The organism is Streptomyces sp. NPDC006487, assembly GCF_042870555.1.
In the GTDB taxonomy this organism is placed as follows: domain Bacteria; phylum Actinomycetota; class Actinomycetes; order Streptomycetales; family Streptomycetaceae; genus Streptomyces.
In genome coordinates, this window is sequence record NZ_JBIAHN010000033.1 from 1 (window position 1) to 23,335 (window position 23,335).

A 23,335-nucleotide genomic window follows, 5' to 3' on the forward strand; every position below is an offset into this window, starting at 1 on the left:
AGTCGGGTGAGCTGACGGGGCATTTGGGCGAGGCGGATGTGCGGCGGTTGTCGCGGTTGGGGCTGCTTCCGCTGGCTTCGGATGATGCGATGGGTTTGTTCGATGCGGCGCGGGTTTCGGGTGAGGCCGTGGTTGCGGTGACCCGGTTGGATGCCGCGGTCCTGCGTGGTCTGGATGAGCCGGCGCCGATGCTGCGTGGGCTTGTGCCTTCGCGTCGGCGGCGTCGTGCCGTGGAGGCTGGTGCGGGGGGCGAGATCTCGCTCGCGCGGCGCCTGGCCGGGCTGTCACCCAAGGAACGCGAACGAACACTGGCCGAGCTGTTGCGCACGCACGTCGCGGACGTCCTGGGCCACACCGGCCCCTACGACCTCGACGCCGACCGCACCTTCCAGGACATGGGCTTCGACTCCCTGACCTCCGTCGAACTGCGCAACCGCCTCGGCACCACCACCGGACTGCGCTTCACCACCACCCTGGTCTTCGACCACCCCACCCCCGGCGCCCTCACCTCCCACCTGCTGGAACGGCTCTCCGGTGAACGCGCTGCCGAAGCCGTCGCCGCGCGCCCGGCCGGTGTCGCGGTGGATGAGCCGATCGCGATCGTGGGGATGGCGTGTCGGTATCCGGGGGGTGTGGGGTCGCCGGAGGAGTTGTGGCGGCTGGTGGCTGATGGTGTGGATGCGGTGGGTGAGTTTCCGGGGAACCGGGGTTGGGATGTGGAGTCGCTTTACGATCCGGATCCGGATCGTGTGGGTACGTCGTATACGCGGCGTGGGGGGTTTCTGTACGACGCGGATGAGTTCGATCCGGAGTTCTTCGGGATGTCTCCGCGGGAGGCCGTGGCGACGGACCCGCAACAACGTCTTCTGCTCCGGACCGCATGGGAGGCGCTGGAGAACGCCGGCATCGTGCCTGCCTCCCTGCGCGGCAGCCGTACGGGCGTGTTCACCGGGGTGATGTACCACGACTACGGCTCGGGACCGGGCACCGTCCCCGAGGAACTCGAGGGTTATCGTGCGGGCGGCACCGCGGGCAGCGTGGCCTCCGGCCGGGTGTCTTACACCTTCGGCTTCGAGGGCCCGGCGGTGACGGTGGACACGGCCTGCTCGTCGTCGCTGGTGGCCCTGCACCTGGCGGCGAGCGCACTGCGGCAGGGCGAGTGCGACCTGGCTCTCGCCGGCGGCGTCACCGTCATGTCCACGCCCCTGGCGTTCACCGAGTTCTCCCGGCAGCGCGGCCTGTCGCCGGACGGTCGCTGCAAGTCCTTCTCGGCGTCGGCCGACGGCACCGGCTGGTCCGAGGGCGCGGGACTGCTGCTCGTCGAGCGGCTGTCGGACGCCCGTCGGCACGGTCACCGGGTGCTGGGCGTGATCCGCGGCTCCGCGATCAACCAGGACGGGGCCTCCAACGGCCTCACGGCTCCCAACGGATCGGCGCAGGAGCGGGTGATCCGGCAGGCGCTGGCGAACGGCGGGCTCGAGCCCGCGGACGTGGACCTGGTGGAGGCGCACGGCACCGGCACGACCCTGGGCGACCCGATCGAGGCGCACGCGCTGCTGGCCACCTACGGCCAGGACCGACCGGAGGACCGGCCGCTGTGGCTGGGCTCGCTGAAGTCGAACATCGGGCACAGCCAGGCCGCCGCAGGAGTCGGCGGCATCATCAAGGCCGTCCAGGCCATCAGCCACGCCTCCCTCCCCAAGAGCCTCCACATCGAGGAGCCGTCGCCGCACGTCGACTGGGATGCGGGTGCGGTGCGGTTGCTGGCGGAGGCCAGGGAGTGGCCGCGGTCGGACCGTCCGCGCCGGGCCGGCGTGTCGTCCTTCGGCATCAGCGGGACCAACGCCCACGTGATCATCGAACAGGGGGACCCCGATCCGCTCCCCGCGCCGACCGCCGGTGCGCCGACGCACCCCGTTCCCTGGCTCGTCTCGGGCCGGGACGAGACGGCGCTGCGGGCGCAGGCGGGACGGCTCCATGCCCACCTGGAGACACGGCCCGACGCCGACCCGGTGCACGTCGGATACTCCCTGGCCACCACCCGAGCCGCACTCGGCCACCGTGCCGCGGTCGTCGGCGCCACCCGCGACGAACTGCTGACCGGCCTGAAGGCCCTCGCCGACGGCGCCGAGACGCCGGCCGGACGAGGCGGTGGTGCGGGTGTCCGTACGGGTCGTGTGGCGTTCGTGTTCACGGGTCAGGGTGCGCAGCGTGCTGCCATGGGTCAGGAGTTGTACGGGGCGTACCCGAGGTTCGCGGCGGCGTTCGATGAGGTGTGCGCCGAGCTGGATCCTCTGCTTCCCCGGCCGCTGCGCGGGGTGATCGCCTCGGGTGAGGGGCTGGATGAGACGGGTTTCACGCAGCCGGCCCTGTTTGCCGTCGAGGTGGCGCTGTTTCGGTTGGTGGAGTCGTGGGGGGTGCGTCCGGACTTCGTCGCGGGTCATTCCATCGGTGAGGTGGCGGCTGCTCATGTGGCGGGTGTGTTGTCGCTGGCGGATGCGTGTGTGCTGGTGGCGGCCCGCGGCCGGTTGATGCAGGAGCTGCCGGCCGGTGGTGCGATGGTGGCGGTGGAGGCGACGGAGGACGAGGTCGCCGTGCTGCTGGCGGGCCGTGGCCATGAGGTGGGTATCGCTGCTGTCAACGGGCCTTCTGCCGTGGTTGTTTCAGGTGTCGAGGAGGCTGTGGCGGAGGTCGCGGCGGAGCTGGCGTCGCGGGGTCGCAGGACCAAGCGGCTCCAGGTCTCCCACGCGTTCCACTCCCCGCTGATGGAGCCCATGCTGGAGGAGTTCGGCCGGGTCGTGGCCGGGCTGGAGTTGCGGCGGCCGCGGATTCCGGTCGTGTCCGCGCTGACGGGTGGGCCGGTCGATCCCGAGCGGTTGACGACGGCCGAGTACTGGGTCGAGCACGTTCGCCGGCCGGTCCGGTACGCGGACGCGTTACGCACCCTGGAAACCGAAGGCACCACGACGTTCGTGGAGATCGGTCCGGACGCGGTCCTTTCCGCCCTGGCCCAGGACGGCCTCGACACCAGCGACGGCGAAGGCGAAGGCCACGGGCGCACGGTGCTTCCGCTGCTCCGGCGCGGCAGGTCCGAGGCCGGCACGCTCGTCCAGGGGATCGGCCTGCTGCACGGCCTCGGCGTCCCGGTGGACTGGCCGGCGTTCTACGAGGGCACCGGCGCGCACCGCGTCGACCTGCCCACCTACGCCTTCCGGCGCGACCGCTACTGGCTCACCCGGACCGCCGGGACCGCCGACGCCTCCGGCCTCGGCCTGACCCCGATCGGACACCCCCTCCTAGGGGCGGCGCTCCCGCTCGCGGGCGGCGACGGCTTCGTGTTCACCACCCACCTGTCGGCCCGTACGCATCCCTGGCTGGAGCAGCACACCGTCCTCGGCAACACCGTCCTCTCCGCCGCCTCGCTCGTCGAGATGGCCGTACGGGCCGGCGACGAGGCAGGGACGTCCGTACTGGAGGAGCTTTCGCTGATCGCGCCGCTCGTCCTCCCCGCGCGCGGCGCGATGCGGCTCCAGGTCCGGGTAGGGGCGCCGGACACCGACGGCGGGCGGCCGCTGACCGTTCACGCACGTCCCGAGGAGGAGCTCGGTGAGGCCCCGTGGGCCGTGTACGCGCAAGGACGCCTGGGCACGGCCGTCAGGCCTCTGCCGGTGGACCGCGGCGCCGACTCCGGTCCGGCGGGAAGGGCCGTCGAGGTCCGGCTGCCCACCGAACTCACTGAGGAGGCCCACCTGTTCGGGCTGCATCCGGCGCTCCTGGACGCCGTGCTCCTCGAGCACCCCTTCGGTGAGCGAGCGGGTGCGGTCGCCGTGCCGGCCGAGTGGCGAGGCGTGCGGCTGCACGCCACGGGCGCCGTGGCAGTGCGGGCCGTGGTCACCGAGACCGGCGAAGCGACCGTCGCCATCGAACTGACCGACGAACGCGGAGGGTTGGTCGCAACGGTCGAAGCCCTGACCTACCGGGACGTTCCGGAGGAACTCTTCGTCTCCCCGGTGGGCGGAGCGCACGACGTTCTGTTGCGGCTGGACTGGACGGAAACCGCTGTCCGCGAGCCCGCCGAGCCCGCCGAACCCGCCGAACCCGCCGAGCCTGTCGAGCCCGGGGAATCCGCCTCGTGGGCGGTCCTGGGCGCCGACGGATACGACGACCTCACCGCCGTCGGGAAGGCCGTCGAGGCCGGCGCGCCGATCGACGCGATCCTCGTGCCCTGGACCTCCCGGGCCGACAGCAGCAGGTACCCCGCCCCGCACGAGGACACGCACCGGGCGACGCTCCTCCTCCGTGAGTGGGAGGCCGACGAACGTCTCGCCGGAACCCGGCTGGTGGTGGTGACCCGTGGTGGCGCCGTCACCGGACGGGCCGACGGGCCGGACCGGGTGGAGCCCGTCGACCCGGTGGCGGCGGCGGTCCGCGGGCTGCTGCGCGCCGCGCAGGCGGAGGCGGAGACGGCCGGCCGCATCGTCATCGTGGATGCCGACCCTTGGGCGGACCCCGCAGCCGCGCCGTCCAAGCAACCGTCCGTCGATCGCGTGACCCTCTCCTCCCTCCTCGCCTCGGGTGAGCCGGAGGCGGCGGTACGGGACGGGCGGCTCCTCGTACCCCGGCTGGTGCGCGTGACCGAGGCCGCCGCCGTCGCACGCCCCGTACCGGCCTTCGACCCCGAGGGCACCGTGCTCGTGACCGGCGGCGCCCGAGGATTGTTCTTCGCGCGGCATCTGGCCGCCCGGTACGGCGTGCGGCACGTGCTGTTCGCCGGCCCGGAGGAAGCCGACGACCCCGGTGTGACCGGCCTGGCCGCCGAACTGGCCGCGCTGGGCGCCGATGTCGTCTTCGCGGTCTGCGACCTCGCCGACCGCGACGCGCTCGCTTCGGTGCTGGCCGGGGTTCCCGCGGAGCACCCGTTGACCGCGGTCGTCCACGGTGCCGGTGCCGGTGCCGGTGCCGGTGCGGGTGCCGGGGACGGCGATCCGATGACTTCGCCGGACGCCGACTCGCCGGATGCCGACTCGCCGGACACGGCTCTGCGTACGGTCGCGGACGGGGCCCGTCATCTGCACGACCTGACCCTCGACACCCCGCTCGCCGCGTTCATCGTGTTCTCGTCCACCGCGGGTACCGTGCCCGGCCCGGGCGTCACCCACCGGGCGGCGGTGGAGGCCTATCTGCACGCCCTGGTCGTGCGGCGCGCGGCCGACGGGTTGCCGGCCCTGTCGCTCTCCTGGGGCCCCTGGGAAGGACCCGTTCCGCAGGACGGAGCGGGGCCGCGTCACCCGGTCCGGTCCGGGTTCCGATCCCTCGCTCCCGAACGGGCGTTGCAGGCGTTCGACGCGGCGCTCGCGATGGACGAGCCGCTGCTGACGGCGGCTCTGGTCAGTCCGTCCGCGCCGCGCTCGGCCGGGGGTGGCGTTCCGCATCTGCTGCGCGGACTGCTCCGGCGTCCGCTGCGGCCCGCACTGGACGTGACGGGTCCGCAGGCCGGGGCGGGAACCGGTGTCGGGGTGCTCGCACGACGGCTGGCCGGACTCGACGGAGACGGACGCCTCCAGGCCGTACGGGAACTGGTCCGGCAGGAGGTGGCGGCCGTCCTGGGGCACGACGACCCCGGATCCGTCGCGCTGGAACGGTCGTTCCAGGATGCGGGGTTCGACTCGATGACCGCTGTGGAGCTGCGCAACCGGCTCGGTGCGGCCGCGGGGCTGAAGCTGCCCGCCACGGTCGTCTTCGACCATCCCTCTCCCGCCGCGCTCATCCGGTTCGTTCTGAGCGAGGTGGCGACGGCGCAGGACCCGGGGACGGGGTCTTCCAGGCCGCCTCTGCTCACCCAGCTCGACTGGCTGGAGGCGGCCGTGGCGGGGCTGCGCCCGCAGGAGGCCGGTCAGGACCCGGACCAAGACCTGGACCTCACCGCCGTCGGCGCGCGGCTGCGGACGGTCCTCGACCGACTCGCCGCGGCCGTGACGCAGGAACGGCCGCAGCACGACGCCGAGGGCACCGAGAGCCGGATCGCCGCCGCGTCGGCCGACGAGATCTTCGACTTCATCGACACCGAGCTCGGCCGCGGGCCGCGCCGATGACGACCCACCGGAAGGAGAACGGTCAGCGCATGTCCAGGGAAGAGCGGATGTCGAAGGAAGGGGACGACATGTCCAGGGAAGAGAAGCTCATCGAATACCTGAAGTGGGTCACCGCCGATCTGGAGAAGACCCGCAGGCGCGTTGCCGAACTGGAAGACGGCGTCCAGGAACCCATCGCCATCGTCGGCATGTCGTGCCGCTTCCCCGGCGCGTCGACCCCCGACGAACTGTGGCGCCTGGCCGTCGAGGAACGTGACGAGATCTCGGACTTCCCCACGGACCGGGGCTGGGACCTGGACGCCCTCTACGATCCGGACCCGGCCAGGCCCGGCACCATCTACATACGCCAGGCCGGCTTCCTGGAATCGGCCACCCGCTTCGACGCCGCCTTCTTCGGCATCTCGCCGCGCGAGGCGCTCGCCATGGACCCCCAGCAACGCGTCCTGCTGGAGTCCGCGTGGGAGGCGCTGGAGCACGCGGGCATCGACCCGCTGTCCCTGAAGGGCAGCAGGACCGGTGTCTTCGCAGGTCTGGTGGAACAGAGCTACCTGGACCTGAACAGCCCCGAGGAGTTCGAGGGCTACCAGATGACCAGCAAGCTCAGCAGCATGGCATCCGGCCGCATCGCCTACGTCCTCGGCCTGGAGGGACCCGCGGTGTCCGTCGACACCGCCTGCTCCTCCGCTCTGGTGTCACTGCACCTGGCGGCCCAGTCGCTGCGTTCGGGCGAGTCGACCCTCGCTCTCGCCGGAGCCTCGTACATCTCCGCGCACCCCGGCGGTTACATCGACGGCTCCCGGCAGCGGGGACTCGCGGTGGACGGCCGCTGCAAGCCGTTCTCCGCCGACGCCGACGGCATCGGCTGGTCGGAAGGGGCCGGTCTGCTCGTCCTGGAGAAGCTCTCCGACGCGCAGCGGGCCGGCCATCACGTCCTCGCCGTCCTGCGGGGAAGCGCGGTCAACCAGGACGGGGCCTCCAACGGACTGACCGCACCGAACGGCCCGTCACAGGAGCGCGTCATCCGGCAGGCCCTGGCCAACGCCGGGCTCACACCGGCTGAGGTGGACGCGGTCGAGGCCCACGGCACCGGCACCCGGCTGGGCGACCCCATCGAGGCGCAGGCCCTGATCGCCGCCTACGGTCAGGCGCGGCCCGAAGGCCGGCCGCTTCTCGTCGGCTCGCTCAAGTCCAACATCGGCCACGCCCAGGCCGCCGCGGGCGTCGGCGGTCTGGTGAAGATGGTGCAGGCCATCCGGCACGGCCTGCTGCCCAGGACGCTGCACCTCGCCGAGCCCACCCCGTTCGTGGACTGGTCGGCCGGCGACGTCGAACTGCTCACCGAGACCCGGCCTTGGCCGCAGACCTCCGCGCCGCGCCGCGCAGCGGTGTCCGCCTTCGGGGCCAGCGGCACCAATGCCCACGTCATCCTGGAGCAGGCCCCGCCCCGGGTCCCCGCCGACGACTCCCCGCAGAAGCCCGGGCCGCAGCAGGCACCCGATCCGTCCACCGCCCTGCCCTGGCTCGTGTCGGCCCGTTCTCCGCAGGCGCTGCGGGCGCAGGCCGCGCGACTGGCCGGTCACCTCAGGACGAGCCGGCCGGACGCGGACCGGGACGCGGACCCGGACGCGGACCGGGACCCGGGCACGGACCCGGGTACGCACCCGGAGCGGGAGCTTCTCGACGTCCCCTACTCGCTGGCCACCACGCGCGCCGTGCTGGAGCACCGCGCCGTGGTCGTCGGCCGGCACCGGGAGGAGGTCCTCGCGGGACTGGACGCGCTGGCCGTCGGCGAGCCCGTGGACCATGCCGTCCAGGGCATCGCGGGCGAGGCGGGCAAGACCGTGTTCGTCTTCCCGGGGCAGGGCAGCCAGTGGGCCGGCATGGCGACCGAGCTGCTGGAGACCTCGGAGGTCTTCGCCGCGCGGATCGCGGAATGCGCACGGGCCCTGGACCCCTTTGTGGACTGGGCGTTGGAGGACGTGCTGCGCGGGGTCGAGGGCGCACCGTCCCTCGACCGGCTGGACGTCGTCCAGCCGGTCCTGTTCGCCGTGCACGTCTCCCTGGCGGCCCTGTGGCGCTCGTACGGACTCGAACCCGCGGCCGTCGTCGGACACTCGCAGGGCGAGATCGCCGCTGCCTGCGTCGCGGGCGGGCTGAGCCTGCCGGACGCGGCCCGCGTGATCGCCCTGCGCAGCCGGATCGCCCTGACGCTGCAAGGGACGGGAGGCATGGGCGCGGTCGGGCTGGCGCGCGTGGAGGTCGAGGCACGGCTGGAGAAGTGGGCCGGGCGGCTGTCCGTCGCCGTGGAGAACGGCCCCACGTCGGTCCTGGTCGCCGGCGAACGCGAGGCGCTGGACGAGTTCATCGCCGAGTGCTCGGCCGAAGGCGCCCGGACCAAGCGGTTCCCCACCGATTTCGCCTCCCACTCGCCCCAGGTCGAGCGGGTCCGCGAGGACATCCTGGCGGCGCTGGCCCCCGTGCGGCCACTGACCGGTTCGGTGCCCTTCTTCTCGACGGTGACCGGAGACTGGGTGGACACGGCCCGCCTCGACGCCGAGTACTGGTACTCCAACATGCGCAGTCCGGTGGAGTTCGCCCGGTCGGTAAGGGCCCTGGCCGCACAGGACCACGGGGCCTTCGTGGAGGTCAGTGCGCACCCGGTGCTCACCTCCTCCCTCCAGGAGAACCTCGGCGACGGCGCCGTCGTCACCGGCACGCTCCGACGGGGCGACGGCGGCCTCGACCGTTTCCTGGCCTCCTGGGCGGGGGCCCAGGTGCGCGGCGTCCGGATCGACCGGGCCGCCGCCTTCGCCGGCCGCGGGGCGCGGCGGGTGCCGCTTCCCACGTACGCCTTCCAGCACGAGCGCTTCTGGTACTCCGCCGGGTCCCGTGCCCTGGACCCGGCCGGCCTGGGGATGGCGCCGACGGGTCACCCGATGCTGGGAGCCGCCGTTGACCTGGCCGGTTCCGACGAAACCCTGTTCACCAGCCGGCTGTCGGCGCGCACCCACCCGTGGCTGGCCGAACACACCCTCGCCGGCGCCGTCGTGCTGCCGCCCTCGGTGCTCGTCGAGCTGGCGCTGCGGGCCGCCGACGAAGTCGGGTGCACGGCCGTGGACGAGCTGAACGTGCTCACCCCGCCGGCGCTGCCCGAAGGGGGCGCCGTGCAGCTGCAGATGAAGGTGGGGCCGGTGGGGGACGGGCAGCAGCGCGCCTTCTCCCTGTACGCCCGCCCCGATGCGAGCGAGGCGGAGTGGACCGAGTACGCCACGGGAAAGCTCAGTCTGCGCGGGCCCGCGGCCGCCGATCCGCTCCTCCCCTGGCCGCCGGCCGACGCGGCGCCGGTCGACCTGGAGTCGGCGTACGCGAAGCTGGCCGACGCGGGTACGGCGTACGGACCGCGGTTGCGCGGCCTCACCTGCCTGTGGACGGCGGACTCCGGCCCCGGGGTGTTCGCCGAGGTCTCCCTGGACGAGGAGGCCGCGTCGGACGCGGCCCGCTTCAACCTGCACCCGGCGCTCCTGGAGGGGGCGGTGCAGGCCGCGCTCCTCTCCGAGGCCGCGTTCCCCGCGGACGCCGGGCACGGACCCCTGCTGGCGACCAGGTGGGGCGGAGTCCAGTTGCACGCGGCGGGAGCCACCGCCGTACGGGCCCGGGTGGTCAGGGCGGACGACGGCGGACTGTCCGTGCTCCTCGCGGACAGGACGGGTCAGCCGGTAGTCACGATCCGCTCGCTCGCCCTCACCCCGGTCGGCGCGGGCAGCGTCGAACGGGCCCGCGGCAGGGCGGCGGACGCCCTGTTCCACACCCACTGGACACCGATCTCCCTCGACGAGCCGGCCGTCCCGGTCCGCTGGGCGGCCGTGGGCGCCGGGGGGTACGGCGACACCGGTGAACTGGCAAAGGCGATCGAGGCGGGCACCCCGGTGGACGCGGTCCGCTACGACATCGCCGGCCCCGCCGTCGACGACGCACCCGATCAGGTCGACGACGCACCCGATCGGGGGGCCGACCCCCGGGTACCCGGGTCCGCGGAGGCCGCCGGCCCTGCCGCCGCCGCCCACCTTCGTACCCGGCACGTCTTGGCCCTGGTCCAGGACTGGCTCGCCGACCAGAGGCTGGCCGACATCCCGCTGGTCCTGGTCACCCGGGGTGCCGTGGCGGCCGGAGGCCGGCGGGTGACCGACCCGGCGGCCACGGCCGTGTGGGGCCAGATCCGCTCCGCGCAGTCCGAGAACCCGGGCCGCTTCGTGCTGGTGGACCTCGACGAGGAGACGCCTTCGACGGCACTCTCCGCGCTCGTGCGCTCCGGGGAAGCACAGGCCGCCGTACGGGCGGGGTGCGTCCTGCTGCCCCAGCTGCGCAGGCCGGCCGCCGCCGCCCCGAAGGCCCCGTCGGGCCGGTTCACGCACGGCGGCACGGTACTGATCACCGGTGGCACCGGCACACTCGGTGCGCTCTTCGCCCGCCATCTGGTGACCGGACACGGGGTGCGCGACCTGCTCCTCACCAGCCGCCGGGGTCCGGACGCCCCGGGCGCCGACCGCCTGGTGGCCGAGCTGTCCGCCCTCGGCGCCCGCGTCGTCGTCGCCGCCTGCGACGCCGCGGACCGCTCCGCGCTGGAACGCGTGCTGGCCGCCGTCCCCGAGGACCGGCCGCTGACCGGCGTCGTCCACGCGGCGGGCATCCTCGGCGACGGGCTGATCACCACCGTCACCCCGGAGCGCCTGGACTCCGTACTGCGGCCGAAGATCGACGCCGCATGGAACCTGCACGAACTGACCAGCGGCCTCGACGTGTCGGCGTTCGTCCTGTTCTCCTCGCTCGCCGGCGCCATCGGCGGTGCGGGCCAGTCCAGCTACGCCGCCGCCAACACCTTCCTGGACGGACTCGCCGAGTACCGTGCGGGTCTTGGACTGCCCGCGACCTCGGTCGCCTGGGGCCTGTGGGCGCAGACCAGTGGCAGCGGCGAGCTGACCCCGGCCGACCTGGAACGCATCGCACGCGCCGGATATCCGCCCATCGCCTCCGACCAGGGACCCGCGATGCTCGACGCCGCGCTCGCTTCCGACCGGGCCGCCGTGGTCGCCGCGCCCCTCGACCTGGCCGCCCTGCGCGAGCAGGCCCGGCCGGCACCGGCGGTGATGCGCGGCCTGCTCCGGGTCCCCGTCCGTCCCGCCGCCCGCAACTCCGGCGCGGCCGCCGACTCCTTCACCGCCAGCCTCGCCGGGCTGGCGGAGGAGGAGCAGCGAGCCCGCGTGCTGGAGACCGTGCGCGCGGAGGCCGGGGCGGTCCTGGGGCACGCCGACCCCGGAACCATCGCGGTCGACCACCGCTTCACCGACCTGGGCTTCGACTCGCTCACGGGCGTCGAGTTCCGCAACCGCCTCGCCGCCCTCACCGGCCTGCGCCTGCCCACCACCCTGGTCTTCGACCACCCCACCCTCACCGAGCTCGCCGGCTTCCTCGTCGCCGAGCTGAGCGGGGAGGGACGGGGCGGCGCGGGCGAGCAGCCCGCCGTGGACTTCACCGCGGAGATACGCCTGGCCGACGACATCCGGCCCGCGGACGAGGTGTGCCGGGTCGCCGTGGATCCGGGGGAGGTCCTGCTCACCGGCGCCACCGGTTTCCTCGGGGCCTATCTGCTGCGCGACCTCATGCGAACGACGTCGGCGCGGGTCCACTGCCTGGTCCGCGGACACGACGAGGCGGACGCCCGGGACAGGCTGCGGGCCAACCTGGAGTGGTACGGCATCGAGGACCAGATCCTCCCCGACCGCCTGGAGGTCGTCGTCGGCGACCTGGCGGAGCCGGCCCTCGGTCTGACCGCCGACCGGTTCGACGCCCTGGCCCGCACGGTCGACGCCGTCTACCACGCGGGGGCCGCGGTCAACTGGGTGCAGCCGTACGCCACCGTGCGCGCGGCCAACGTCGGCGGAACCGAGGAGATCCTGCGCCTCGCGGCCCGCCACCGCACCGTCCCCGTCCATTACGTGTCCACCCTCGGCGTCTACGTGGGCCGGGACACCGCCGGGGCCCCGCTGCGCACCACCGACCCGACCGGCCCCGGCGACACGCTGCCCACCGGATACACCCAGAGCAAGTGGGTTGCCGAACAGGTCATCGGCCTCGCCCGGGACCGCGGACTGCCCGTGTCGGTCTACCGGGTCGACCTGATCGCCGGCGACGCCGAGACCGGCGCCTGCCAGGCCCGGGACTTCGTCTGGCTCAGCCTGAAGGGCATGCTCCAGGCCGGTGCCGTGCCCGGTGAGATCCCGGTGACCTTCCGCCTGATGCCGGTCGGCTACACCAGCGCCGCCATCGTGGACATCTCCGCGCAGCCCGAGGCCGCCGGCGGGACGTTCCACGTGTGCAGCCACAGCGGCCTGACCCTCGGCGACATGGTCGAGGAGCTGCGGGACCTGGGGTACGAGCTGCCCGAGCGGGACCGGAACACCTGGCGCGACCTGGTGACCACCGACCCGGACAACGCGCTCCTGCCGCTCCTCGACGCCTTCGAGGTCATGGCGGACCGGCCCGACGCCTTCTACCCGCCCGTCGACGACAGCGAGACGGCCGGGGCACTGGAGAGCAGTGGCATCACCTGCCCGCCGGCCGACCGCGAACTGTTCCGCAAACACGTCGAGTTCTTCGTCCGGGTGGGCTACTTCCCCCGTCCGGCCACGGCTTGACCTGCCCGCAAGAGCCACGATCGCGCCGCCCCGGCGGCGATGACCACGTCAGCGAAAGGCCCTGCCATGCGTACCGACGCCCCGACCAGCCCGTGGATCCGGCGCTTCCATCCGGCACCCGAGGCCGGGAGGCGGCTGGTCCTGATGCCCCATGCCGGAGGCTCCGCCAGCTTCTTCTTCCCCACCTCGCGCGCCCTCGCGCCGGCAGTGGACGTCCTGGCCGTCCAGTACCCCGGGAGGCAGGACAGGCGTGGCGAAGCCTGCGTCGACGACATCGACACCCTGGCCGACCTGGTCACCGCCCAACTGATCCCCTGGGCCGACCGGCCCCTGGGGCTGTTCGGGCACAGCCTCGGCGCCGCGCTCGCCTTCGAGGTGACCCGGCGGCTGGAGGAGCGCGGCATCGTGCCGCTGAAGCTGTTCCTGTCCGGCCGCCGGGCGCCCGTGGACCGGCGGGGGGAGTCGGTGCACCTGCTAGGCGACGACGACCTCGTCACAGCCATCAAGCGGCTCGCCGGCGCAGAACTCGAGATGCCGGACGACGACCTGCTCCGGCTGGCGCTGCCGGCGATCCGCAGTGACTACAAGGCGGCCGAGACCTACGAGCCGCGCCCGGGGCCCCCGTTGAAGACACCGGTGGTCGCTCTGACCGGCGACAAGGACCCGAAGGTCACCCCCGAGGACGCCGACCGGTGGTCGCGGTACACCACGGGGGCCTTCGAGTTGCGGGTCTTCGACGGCGGCCACTTCTACCTGGTCAAGCGCTTCGACCAGGTGGTCGCCGTCCTGCGGGAGACCTTCGCCTGACGTGCGCCGCCCGCCCCGGCTCCCTGCCCACACGAAACGTACCCATCGAAAGGACCGCCCAGTGTCTGATCTGCTCCAGGCCGTCATCGCCGGCGCCGCACCCGAGGAACTGCTCTCCATCGACCTGCCGTCAAGCTATCGGGCGGCCTACCTCCTCAAGGAGGAGGTCGACATGTTCGAGGGCGTGCGCGACAAGGACGTCCGCAAGTCCCTGCACGTCGGTGAGATGCCCATGCCCGAGCCGGCCCCCGACGAGTGCATCGTCGCGGTGATGTCGGCCGCGATCAACTTCAACACGGTCTGGTCCGCGATCTTCGAACCGGTCCCCACGTTCGCCTTCCTGGAGAAGATGGGCAAGCAGGGACCCAACGGCGCACGCCACGACCTGCCGTTCCACCAGCTCGGATCGGACGCCTCCGGCGTGATCGTGAGGGTCGGAGCGGGCGTCAAGAACTGGAAGGTCGGCGACAAGGTCGTCGTGTCGCCGTCCTACGTGGACGAGGAGGACCACGCGTCCTACGACGACGGAATGCTGAGCGAGACGCAGCTGGCCTGGGGCTTCGAGACGAACTTCGGTGCGCTCGGTGAGTACTGCCTGGTCAAGGCCAACCAGCTGGTCAGGAAGCCGCGGCACCTCAGCTGGGAGGAGGCTGCCTCCAGCACCCTGTGTGCCGCCACCGCCTACCGGATGCTGGTGGGCAGCCACGGGGCCCGGATGCAGCAGGGAGACGTCGTCCTCGTCTGGGGCGGCACCGGCGGTCTCGGGTCGTACGCCATCCAGTTCGTCAAGAACGGCGGCGGCATCCCCGTGGCGGTGGTCGGTTCGGAGGAGAAGGCCCGGCTGGTCCGCGCCCAGGGGTGCGAGCACGTGATCAACCGCTCCGAACTGGACCTTCCCGACGGGAGCTTCCGTCATCCCAAGGCGGGCCGCGTCCTCGGCCAGGCCATCCGCGCGCTGGTCAGCGAGGACCCGCAGATCGTCTTCGAGTATCTGGGCGCCGAGACCTTCGGCGCGTCGGTGTACGTGGCCAAGCGGGGCGGCAGGATCGTCACCTGCGGCTCCTCGACGGGCTACCGGCACGAGTACGACAACCGGTTCCTGTGGATGCGGCTGAAGCAGATCATCGGGTCGCACGGATTCAACTACCACGAGGCCGTACAGACCAACCGGCTGATCGGCATGGGGATGATCCATCCGACGCTGTCGAAGGTCTACTCCCTGACGGAAGCCGCCGAAGCGACCCGAGCCGTGCAGACCAATCAGCACGTGGGCAAGGTCGCCGTCCTGTGCGGGGCGCCGGCCGAGAACCTGGGCGTGGACGACCCCGAACTCCGTGCCGGGATCGGGGAGGAGAAGATCAGCCTCTACAGGCGGTGGGCGCAGCACTGACCTCGTGGAGGGGTGCGTGGCGACGCCCGCCGAACCGTGGTGGGCCACGTGCTCGCAGGCTTCGGCGTGGCCGGTCACCTGACCGGACACGCCGATGGTTGTACTCTGCGGAGACCGCCCTTGACCTGCACTGAGCAGGCAGGGAGCAGACATTTCGGGAGTATGCGCATGCTTCGCACCATGTTCAAGTCCAAGATCCACCGGGCCACCGTCACCCAGGCCGACCTGCACTACGTCGGGTCCGTGACCATCGACGCCGATCTCCTCGACGCGGCGGATCTGCTGCCCGGCGAGCTCGTGCACATCGTCGACATCACCAACGGGGCCCGGCTGGAGACCTACGTCATCGAGGGCGAGCGCGGATCCGGGGTCATCGGGATCAACGGGGCCGCCGCGCACCTGGTGCACCCCGGGGACCTGGTCATCCTCATCAGCTACGCGCAGGTGGACGACGCCGAGGCCCGCGTGTTCGAGCCGCGCGTCGTCCACGTCGACGGCGACAATCGCATCGTCGAGCTGGGTGCGGATCCGTCCGCACCGGTTCCGGGAACGGATCAGGAGCGCAGCCCCCACGCGGTGGCTGTCTGAGGGGAGTCGGGACGATGGCGCAGACCGGATCGAGCGAATCGATCAAGATCGTGGACGACCGCGCGGCCGGGCGGCTGCTGGCCGTCGAGGACGGGGCGGTGGTCGGGTACATCGCCTACTTCGTGCTCGCCGAGGCCCCCCACGCCCTCGTGGCGGTCCACACGATCGTCGAGCCGGGGCACGAGGGCCGAGGGATCGCCGGGAACCTGGTGAAGACCTTCTACGGGCTCGCGGCCGACGAGGGCGTACCCGTCGTTCCGCTCTGCCCCTATGCCGCGAGCTGGGCCGCCAAACATCCCGAGCAGGCGCCCGAGGCACCGGCCGGGGTGGTGGCCGCCGCCAAGGCGCAGCTCGCCTCGGATTCCGACCTGTGGTGACGGGGTCCGTGCCGGACCTGACGCTGCTGCACACCTCGCCCGTGCACGTGCCGGTCTTCGACGCCCTGCGCGACCGGCACCACCCGGGCGCCGTCCTGCGCCACCTGGTGGTGCCGGAGCTGCTGGAGCGGGCCCGTGCGCTGGGGCCCGGGTCGCAGGCCCCGGCCGTGCGGGAGCTGCTGGCGGGCTCCGGCGGGCCCGTCCTGGTCACCTGCTCCTCGATCGGTGCCGTCGCCGAGTCGCTGGCCGGGGAGCTCGGCGTCCCGGTGCTCCGGGTCGACCGGCCGCTGGCGGCCGCCGCGGTCCGTAGCGGGCCGCGGATCCTCGTACTGGCCACGGTGGAGTCGACGCGGGTTCCGACGGCGGAGCTGCTGGAGGAGGAGGCCGACAGGGTGGGCCTGCCGGTGTCGGTCCGTACCAGGCTGGTCGACGGGGCCTGGGACCGCTTCGCGGCGGGCGACGCGGCCGGCTGCCTCGGGCTCGTGGCCGCCGCGGCGGACGCGGTCGCCGATGCGGACGTCATCGTGCTCGCCCAGGTGTCCACGGCGGGCGCGCAGGATCTGGTCACCACCGCCGTGCCGGTCCTGTCCAGCCCCGCTTCCGGCCTCGCGGCCGCTCTGGGGACGTAGGCCGCCTCTTTCGGATCTTGCCCGGCCCGCGCGACGGACCGGTCCGGCGGGCGCCGGAACCGGGACCGGGGGAGGCTGGAGGTATGACACAGCCTCCCGTCCCCGTCCCGGTCCCGGTGCCGAATCCCTTCCCGGATCCGGCGCCGCTGCCCCGCCCCGATCCGCCGACACCGGGACCGGTGCCCGAACCCGACCCGATTCCGCCGCCGCCCGGCCCCGCGCCGCAGCCCGCGCCGGAGCCGCTGAGCTGACGCGGAGCCGGTTCGGCCCGCCGCGTCAGTCCGTACGGACTTCGGAGCGGTCGCCGCTCCACAGCGTGTGGTACGAGCCCTCGCGGTCGGTGCGCCGGTAGGTGTGCGCCCCGAAGAAGTCGCGCTGGCCCTGGGTCAGGGCCGCCGGGAGCCGCTCCGAACGCAGGGCGTCGTAGTACGCCAGCGAGGCCGCGAAGGCCGGTACCGGAATGCCCTGGCGGACCGCCGCGACCAGCACCTCGCGCCAGTCGTGCTGCGCGGCGCCGATCTCGTCGGCGAAGCCGGCGTCCGCCAGCAGGCTCGGCAGCTCCGGCCGGGCGTCGTACGCGGCGCGGATCCGGTCCAGGAAGGCGGCCCGGATGATGCAGCCGCCGCGCCACAGTGAGGCCACGGCGCCCGGGTCCACGCCCCAGCCGTACTCCTCGCTGCCGGCCTGGATCTGGTGGAAGCCCTGCGTGTACGAGACGATCTTCGAGGCGTACAGAGCCTGCTCCACCTGGGCGGCGAAGGCGTCCGCGGCCGCGGCGGAGAGCGGCTCGGCCGTCGGTCCGGACAGCCCGCGCGCGGCCGTACGCAGCTCACCGTGGCCCGAAACCGCGCGGGCGAAGACCGCCTCGGCGATCCCTGACACCGGAACGCCCAGGTCGAGGGCGATCTGCACGGTCCAGCGGCCGGTGCCCTTCTGCTCGGCGGCGTCGGCGACCACGTCCACGAACGGCCGTCCGGTCGCGGCGTCCGTGTGCGCGAGCACCTCGGCGGTGATCTCGATCAGGTACGAGTCCAGCCGGCCCTTGTTCCAGGAGCGGAAGGTCTCGGCGATCTTCGCGGGGGAGTAGCCGGCCACCTCGCGCAGCAGGTGGTAGGCCTCGGCGATCAGCTGCATGTCGGCGTACTCGATGCCGTTGTGCACCATCTTCACGAAGTGCCCGGCGCCGTCGGGGCCCACGTGCGAGGTGCAGGGCGTGCCGTCGGCGGCCTTGGCGGAGATCTTCTCCAGCAGCGGGCCGAGCGAGGCGTAGGACTCCTCGGATCCGCCGGGCATGATGCTCGGGCCGAGCAGCGCGCCCTCCTCGCCGCCCGAGATGCCGACGCCCACGAAGTGCAGGCCCTGCTCGCGCAGCTCCTTCTCGCGGCGGCGGGTGTCCTCGAAGTGGGCGTTCCCGCCGTCGATGATCACGTCGCCCGGCTCCAGCAGCGGGGCGAACTCGCGGATCACCGCGTCGGTCGGGTCGCCGGCCTTCACCATGATGATCAGACGGCGCGGGCGCTCCAGGGCGTCCACGAACTCCTTCGCGGACCCGGCGGCCACGAAGGAGCCTTCGTGGCCGAACTCCTCCACGAGCGCCGTGGTCTTGGCGGTGGTGCGGTTGTGGAGGGCGACCGTGAATCCGTTCCGGGCGAAGTTGCGGGCGAGGTTGCTGCCCATCACCGCGAGTCCGGTGACGCCGATCTGGGCCGTGCTGCTGGTCATGTGGGTGCGCTCCTGAGTGCGTCGACAGTGCATTCGATGTGCGGCGGAATGCAGGAACACCGACGCTACCCCGGTGGAGATCCTTACCGGGGTCCCACATTCGGCGAGAAATCAACTTCCGCTCGAATGCGTCTTGTTGTGTGCCTTGTCATGCTCCGGTCGTGGCGTTAGGTTGCGAGGTTCCTGATGTCTTCGATGGGGGCTCCCATGGGTGTACGGGGCCGGCACCGCCGGTATCAGCCGAGCAGCATCAACCGTGCTTCGCTCGTCGTCACCGCCGGAGGAGCCGGGATAGCGCTGCCCCTGATCGGAGCGGGCACGGCGCACGCCGCCTCGGTGGACACGTGGAGCAAGGTCGCCGCCTGCGAATCCACGAGCAACTGGCACATCAACACCGGCAACGGCTACTACGGCGGACTCCAGTTCAGCCAGAGCACCTGGCGCGCCTTCGGCGGAACCGCGTACGCGGCCCGCGCCGATCTGGCCACCAAGGAACAGCAGATCGCCGTGGCGGAGAAGGTGCTGAAGGGTCAGGGGCCGCAGGCCTGGCCGGTCTGCGGGAAGCAGGCCGGACTCAGCCGCAGCGGCCCGGCACCCGCGCTCGGCGCGCAGGGCAAGGCGACGGGCCCCGGAAAGGCGACGGCTCCGAAGGTCGCGGCGCGGACCACTCCGAAGGTCCCGGCGCAGACCACTCCGAAGGCGGCTCCGCAGAGCACGACGCCCCGCCCGACCGGGACTTCCGTCCTGCCCAACCCCTACGTCGTCGCCCCCGGGGACTCGCTGTCGGAGATCGCCACCGAGCAGCACGTCGAGGGCGGCTGGCAGTCCCTGTACGCGACCAACCGGGCCGTCGTGGGCGGCGATCCGGACCTGATCTTCCCCGGGCAGCGGCTCACCCTGCGCGTCACGGCCGCGCCGCCCGCGCCGAATCCGGAGAAGCCGCCGCGCACGGCCGAACCCGTGAAGCCCGTGGCACCGGCGAAGCCCGCCGAGCAGGCCGGTACGAAACCGGCCGAGAAGCCCGCCGAGAAGCCCGCGGAAAAGCCGCAGACCCCTTCCGGGGCCTTCAGCGCCCCGGTCGACGCGGGCCTCGGCACCGCCTACCACGTCGCGGGCTCGGCCTGGTCCAGCGGCTACCACACCGGCATCGACTTCCCGGTGGCCACCGGTACCACCGTCAAGGCCGTCAGCAGCGGGCAGGTCGTCTCAGCGGGCTGGGCCGGTGCGTACGGGTACCAGGTCGTCATCCGGCACACCGACGGCCGGTACTCCCAGTACGCGCACCTCTCGGCGCTCTCGGTCAAAGCCGGCGCGGCGGTCTCCGGGGGACAGCGGATCGGCCGCTCCGGCTCGACCGGCAACACGACCGGGCCGCACCTGCACTTCGAGATGCGCACGGGACCCGGCTACGGCACCGACATCGACCCGCTGAGGTACCTGCGGGCGCACGGGGTTTCCATCTGAGGCCGGGGTCGGGACCGCGGCTCCGGCCGTTGCCCCGGCCGAAGGCTCAGCCGGCGCCGGTGCCGTTCCCGACGGTACGAGCACGTGACCGTCCCGGGGCGCGACGGTGAGCAGGACGAGCCCGGTCGCCGCCGCCGCCGCGCTCACCACCGCCGCGGCGGCGCCGGCCGCCCCGTAACGGAAGCCCTCGTCGAACAGCGCGATGCCGACCGCGGCCGCGACCACCGGGTTGGCCACCGTCACGGTGGCCAGCGGCGCGGTCAGCCCGGCGCCGCGGTAGGCCGCCTGCGACAGCAGCAGTCCGGTGGTGGCCAGTGCGGCGATCGCCGTCAGCTCCGGCCACAGCGTGACCAGTGCGTCCGGGGCGAAGGCCTCGGCCACCGACTTAGTGAACACCGAGGCCATCCCGAAGGCGGCTCCCGCCGCGGTGGCCAGCAGCACGCTGTGCGCGGTGACCCGCCGCACCCGGCGCGCGGCCAGGAACAGTACGGACACCAAGGCGCCGGTCGCCGTCAGGAGCAGGCTCTGCTCCCCGCCCGAAAGGGACTGCTCGGCCCGTCCGCCCCCACCCGTCAGGGCCAGCAGCCCGGCCAGCCCGGCCGTGGCCAGGACGGCCCCGCGCCAAGCGGCGGCGCCCGCGCGGCGGCGTACGAAGACGGCCGCCATCGGGAGCGCGAAGACGATGGTGAGGGCGCCGAGCGGCTGCACCAGGCTCAGCGGCCCGTAGGCCAGCGCCACCACGTGCAGCAGAGCGCCCAGGCCGTTCAGCGCGATCGCGGCGTACCAGGCGGGCCGGCGCACCGGCGCGTACGGCCGGCCCGCCGTACCGGACGCGACCCGCTCCTGGACGATCGCTCCGGCCGCATACGCCACGGCGGACACCAGGCACAGCAGGACCGAAAACGCTAGGGCACTCATAAAAGTCACAATGCACGAGTCCGCGGAGCTATTCCTCCCCCTGGAGGCGGGCACGGGTACGCCGCTGGGCGTACTCCGAACGCAGTAGCCGGGAGCGGGGGAGTGCGTTTGTCTTCCCGTCCGGGGGATCCGTACACTAGCCCTTTTGGGGACTTCCGCATCCGGCGGACGCGGACGACTGATCAAGGAACTACAGCGGGTATGACGGTGACCGAAGACAGCCAGGAGCAGGGCCACGCCTTCGGGCCCGGCATCGACCCCGACCGCCTGGCCCTCTGCCTCAGCGTGCTCGACGAGCTCGACAAGCTCGACGTCGACCACCCGGACGCGATCACCGTGCGCCGCGCCACCGCCGGGCTGTACCGGACGGTCAAGCAGCGCCGCCGCCAGGACCGCCGCGCCGCCAAGACCGCCAACGACAAGGCCGTCACCGAGGCGACCGCGACCGGCTCCGCCGAGCGCATCGACGACGAGACCGAGGGCCTGCTGCCCTCCTCCGTCACGGAGGCCGGACGGATCGCCGGAATCCTCCAGCGCCCCCGCTCCTGCTACATCTGCAAGACGCGCTACGTAGAGGTCGACTACTTCTACCACCAGCTCTGCCAGGACTGCGCCACCGTGAACCGGGCCAAGCGGGAGGCCCGCGCCGACCTCACCGGCAAGCGTGCGCTGCTCACCGGCGGCCGCGCGAAGATCGGCATGTACATCGCGCTGCGGCTGCTGCGCGACGGTGCCCACACCACGATCACCACCCGCTTCCCCAAGGACGCCATCCGCCGCTTCAAGGCGATGGATGACTCGGCGGACTGGATGCACCGCCTGGAGGTCGTGGGCATCGACCTGCGCGATCCGGCCCAGGCCGTGGCGCTCGCCGACCAGGTGGCCGCGGCCGGTCCGCTCGACATCCTGATCAACAACGCGACGCAGACCGTCCGCCGCCTGCCGTCCGCCTACGCGGCGCTGGTCGAGGGGGAGGGCGCCCCGCTGCCGGCGGGAGAGCTTCCCGCCCACCACGTCATCGGCGCCTTCAACTCCGGCGCGGTCGACGGCCTGGCCGCGCTGCCCATCGGCGTGAGCGGGCTCGAGGCGCAGAAGGTCGCCGACCTGGCCCTGGTCGCGGGCAACGCCAGCCTGGAGCGGCACCTCGCCGGAACCGCCATCGACGCGGGCGGCCTGCTGCCCGACGTCGTCGACAGCAACACCTGGGTGCAGACCATCGACCAGATCTCCCCGGTGGAGCTGCTCGAGACCCAGCTGTGCAACTACACCTCGCCGTTCATCCTGATCAGCGCGCTCCGGCCGGCCATGGCCGAGGCGGCCCGGAAGACGGACGGCGGGCGGGCTTACATCGTGAACGTCTCCGCGATGGAGGGTGTCTTCAGCCGCGGCTACAAGGGCGCGGGACACCCGAACACCAACGCGGCCAAGGCCGCGATGAACATGGTGACGCGGACCAGCGGCCAGGAGATGTTCCAGGCCGACCGGATCCTGATGACCTCGGTCGACACGGGCTGGATCACCGACGAGCGCCCGCACTTCGACAAGCTCCGCCTCGCCGAGGAGGGCTTCCACGCCCCCCTCGACCTGGTCGACGGCGCGGCCCGGGTCTACGACCCGATCGTCCGCGGCGAGCTCGGCGAGGACCTGTACGGCGTCTTCCTCAAGGACTACGCACCCGCCAACTGGTAGGCCGCGCGTAGGGGGGCGCCCGTCCCGCGCCACCTGCCCCGCGTCAAATGAGCGCCCCCGGTCCCCCTCCCCGAGAGGGGGACCGGGGGCGCTCCGCGTTCAGGCCGTACGGCCGTAGGCCCCCGCGGCGACCAGCTCCAGCACCGGGCGCCAGTCCTCCAGCACGCCCGCGTCCAGGCCCGCGGACCGGCCCGCCTCGGCCGCGTGACCGAGGGACTCCGCGTCGGGGTCCGGCCCGGGCACCGGTGCGCCGGGCCCCTGGAGCCGTACGAGCCGGGCCACCCGCTCGCCCAGCAGGGGGCGGATCACCTCCGCGGGATGACCGATCAACAGCCCCGCGACCTGCAGTTCCTTGTCGAAGGGGTGCGAACGGCGCAGCAGCGCCGCCACCCGCAGCCCATGGCCGTCGCCGGGCCCGCACCGCAGCAGGTCCATCAGTTCCCCGACGCTTCCGACGACCACCGGCACTTCGGACTTCGCCACTGTCGTTCCTTCCGTCGCCTGACCGCGCATCACCCGTATGGCGCCGTCGAGCAGATCAGCCCTACACGACGCGCCGCCGTGCAAGGTGATGAACTCGTGGAGAAAACAAGCTGTCCGGAGCGGATTTTACCTTTCCATCGAGCGGGGGTGCGCTCATATGTGTACTCTGATCGCCATGAGAGCCCCACACGGGCACTCGCTCCACCAAGGCGCCACCGCGTCCGGAAACCCCCTCTTCCCGCACCGGCGCGCGGTTCGCCCGCCGGGTTACGCGACACAAAGGAGTGCGCGGTGACGCCAGAACTGACGACGACCGACCAGGCGACCAGAGAACGGACGAGCTCGCGGAGCGCGAAGCGCCCCGAGACCCTCGGCAACCTGGAAGTCTGGGCCCGGTCCGCTCCGATCCGCCTCGCAGGCTACGAGGACGACCTCGCGGAGCCGCACATCCTGCCCGGCATCGACTAGACACGCGCCCGACCCG

General features: G+C 72.7%; 11 protein-coding genes and 2 pseudogenes. 10 read left to right on the top strand and 3 right to left on the bottom strand.

Annotated elements, in window-relative coordinates:
• Positions 1-11: 11 nt before the first annotated feature.
• The 7 genes and pseudogenes from ACFYM0_RS36815 to ACFYM0_RS36845 form a co-directional block, all read left to right on the top strand.
• Positions 12-6,092: pseudogene (locus ACFYM0_RS36815) on the top strand (beta-ketoacyl synthase N-terminal-like domain-containing protein); the annotation flags it as partial.
• A gap of 29 nt (positions 6,093-6,121) precedes the next feature.
• Positions 6,122-12,784, top strand: coding sequence for a type I polyketide synthase (locus ACFYM0_RS36820; protein ID WP_388509759.1), 6,663 nt, complete (start codon positions 6,122-6,124; stop codon positions 12,782-12,784).
• Between the two features lie 66 nt (positions 12,785-12,850).
• Positions 12,851-13,591, top strand: a complete 741-nt coding sequence (locus ACFYM0_RS36825) for a thioesterase II family protein (protein WP_388509762.1) — start codon at positions 12,851-12,853, stop codon at positions 13,589-13,591.
• Between the two features lie 61 nt (positions 13,592-13,652).
• Entirely contained in the window at positions 13,653-14,981 is a 1,329-nt protein-coding gene (ccrA, locus tag ACFYM0_RS36830; protein WP_388509765.1) for a crotonyl-CoA carboxylase/reductase, read from the top strand.
• A gap of 168 nt (positions 14,982-15,149) precedes the next feature.
• Complete coding sequence (gene panD, locus ACFYM0_RS36835) at positions 15,150-15,569, top strand: aspartate 1-decarboxylase (protein WP_388509768.1); 420 nt, start codon at positions 15,150-15,152, stop codon at positions 15,567-15,569.
• Positions 15,570-15,583: 14 nt separating this feature from the next.
• A complete protein-coding gene (locus ACFYM0_RS36840) occupies positions 15,584-15,946 on the top strand; it encodes a GNAT family N-acetyltransferase (protein WP_388509771.1) in 363 nt (120 codons plus the stop codon).
• A gap of 8 nt (positions 15,947-15,954) precedes the next feature.
• Positions 15,955-16,575 carry an arylsulfatase gene (locus ACFYM0_RS36845; protein WP_388509773.1) on the top strand — a complete coding sequence of 207 codons (621 nt, stop codon included), beginning with the start codon at positions 15,955-15,957 and terminating at the stop codon, positions 16,573-16,575.
• A 276-nt stretch (positions 16,576-16,851) separates the two neighbouring features.
• On the opposite strand, the gene gndA is transcribed toward ACFYM0_RS36845, so the two are convergent.
• Positions 16,852-18,297, bottom strand: a complete 1,446-nt coding sequence (gene gndA, locus ACFYM0_RS36850; protein WP_388509776.1) for an NADP-dependent phosphogluconate dehydrogenase — start codon at positions 18,295-18,297, stop codon at positions 16,852-16,854.
• Between the two features lie 207 nt (positions 18,298-18,504).
• Here gndA and ACFYM0_RS36855 point away from each other — a divergent pair, with 207 nt between their 5' ends.
• A complete protein-coding gene (locus ACFYM0_RS36855) occupies positions 18,505-19,761 on the top strand; it encodes a transglycosylase family protein (protein WP_388509779.1) in 1,257 nt (418 codons plus the stop codon).
• 186 nt (positions 19,762-19,947) lie between these two features.
• Here the strand turns inward: ACFYM0_RS36855 and ACFYM0_RS36860 are convergent.
• Positions 19,948-20,679: pseudogene (locus ACFYM0_RS36860) on the bottom strand (DMT family transporter); the annotation flags it as partial.
• A gap of 201 nt (positions 20,680-20,880) precedes the next feature.
• Here ACFYM0_RS36860 and ACFYM0_RS36865 point away from each other — a divergent pair.
• Positions 20,881-22,368 carry an SDR family NAD(P)-dependent oxidoreductase gene (locus ACFYM0_RS36865; protein ID WP_388509781.1) on the top strand — a complete coding sequence of 496 codons (1,488 nt, stop codon included), beginning with the start codon at positions 20,881-20,883 and terminating at the stop codon, positions 22,366-22,368.
• A 99-nt stretch (positions 22,369-22,467) separates the two neighbouring features.
• Here ACFYM0_RS36865 and ACFYM0_RS36870 read toward each other — a convergent pair whose 3' ends face one another.
• Positions 22,468-22,830, bottom strand: a complete 363-nt coding sequence (locus ACFYM0_RS36870; protein WP_388509834.1) for a hypothetical protein — start codon at positions 22,828-22,830, stop codon at positions 22,468-22,470.
• 312 nt (positions 22,831-23,142) lie between these two features.
• On the opposite strand from ACFYM0_RS36870, the gene ACFYM0_RS36875 reads away from it, so the two are divergent.
• Complete coding sequence (locus ACFYM0_RS36875) at positions 23,143-23,319, top strand: hypothetical protein (protein ID WP_388509783.1); 177 nt, start codon at positions 23,143-23,145, stop codon at positions 23,317-23,319.
• The last annotated feature ends 16 nt before the right edge of the window (positions 23,320-23,335 follow it).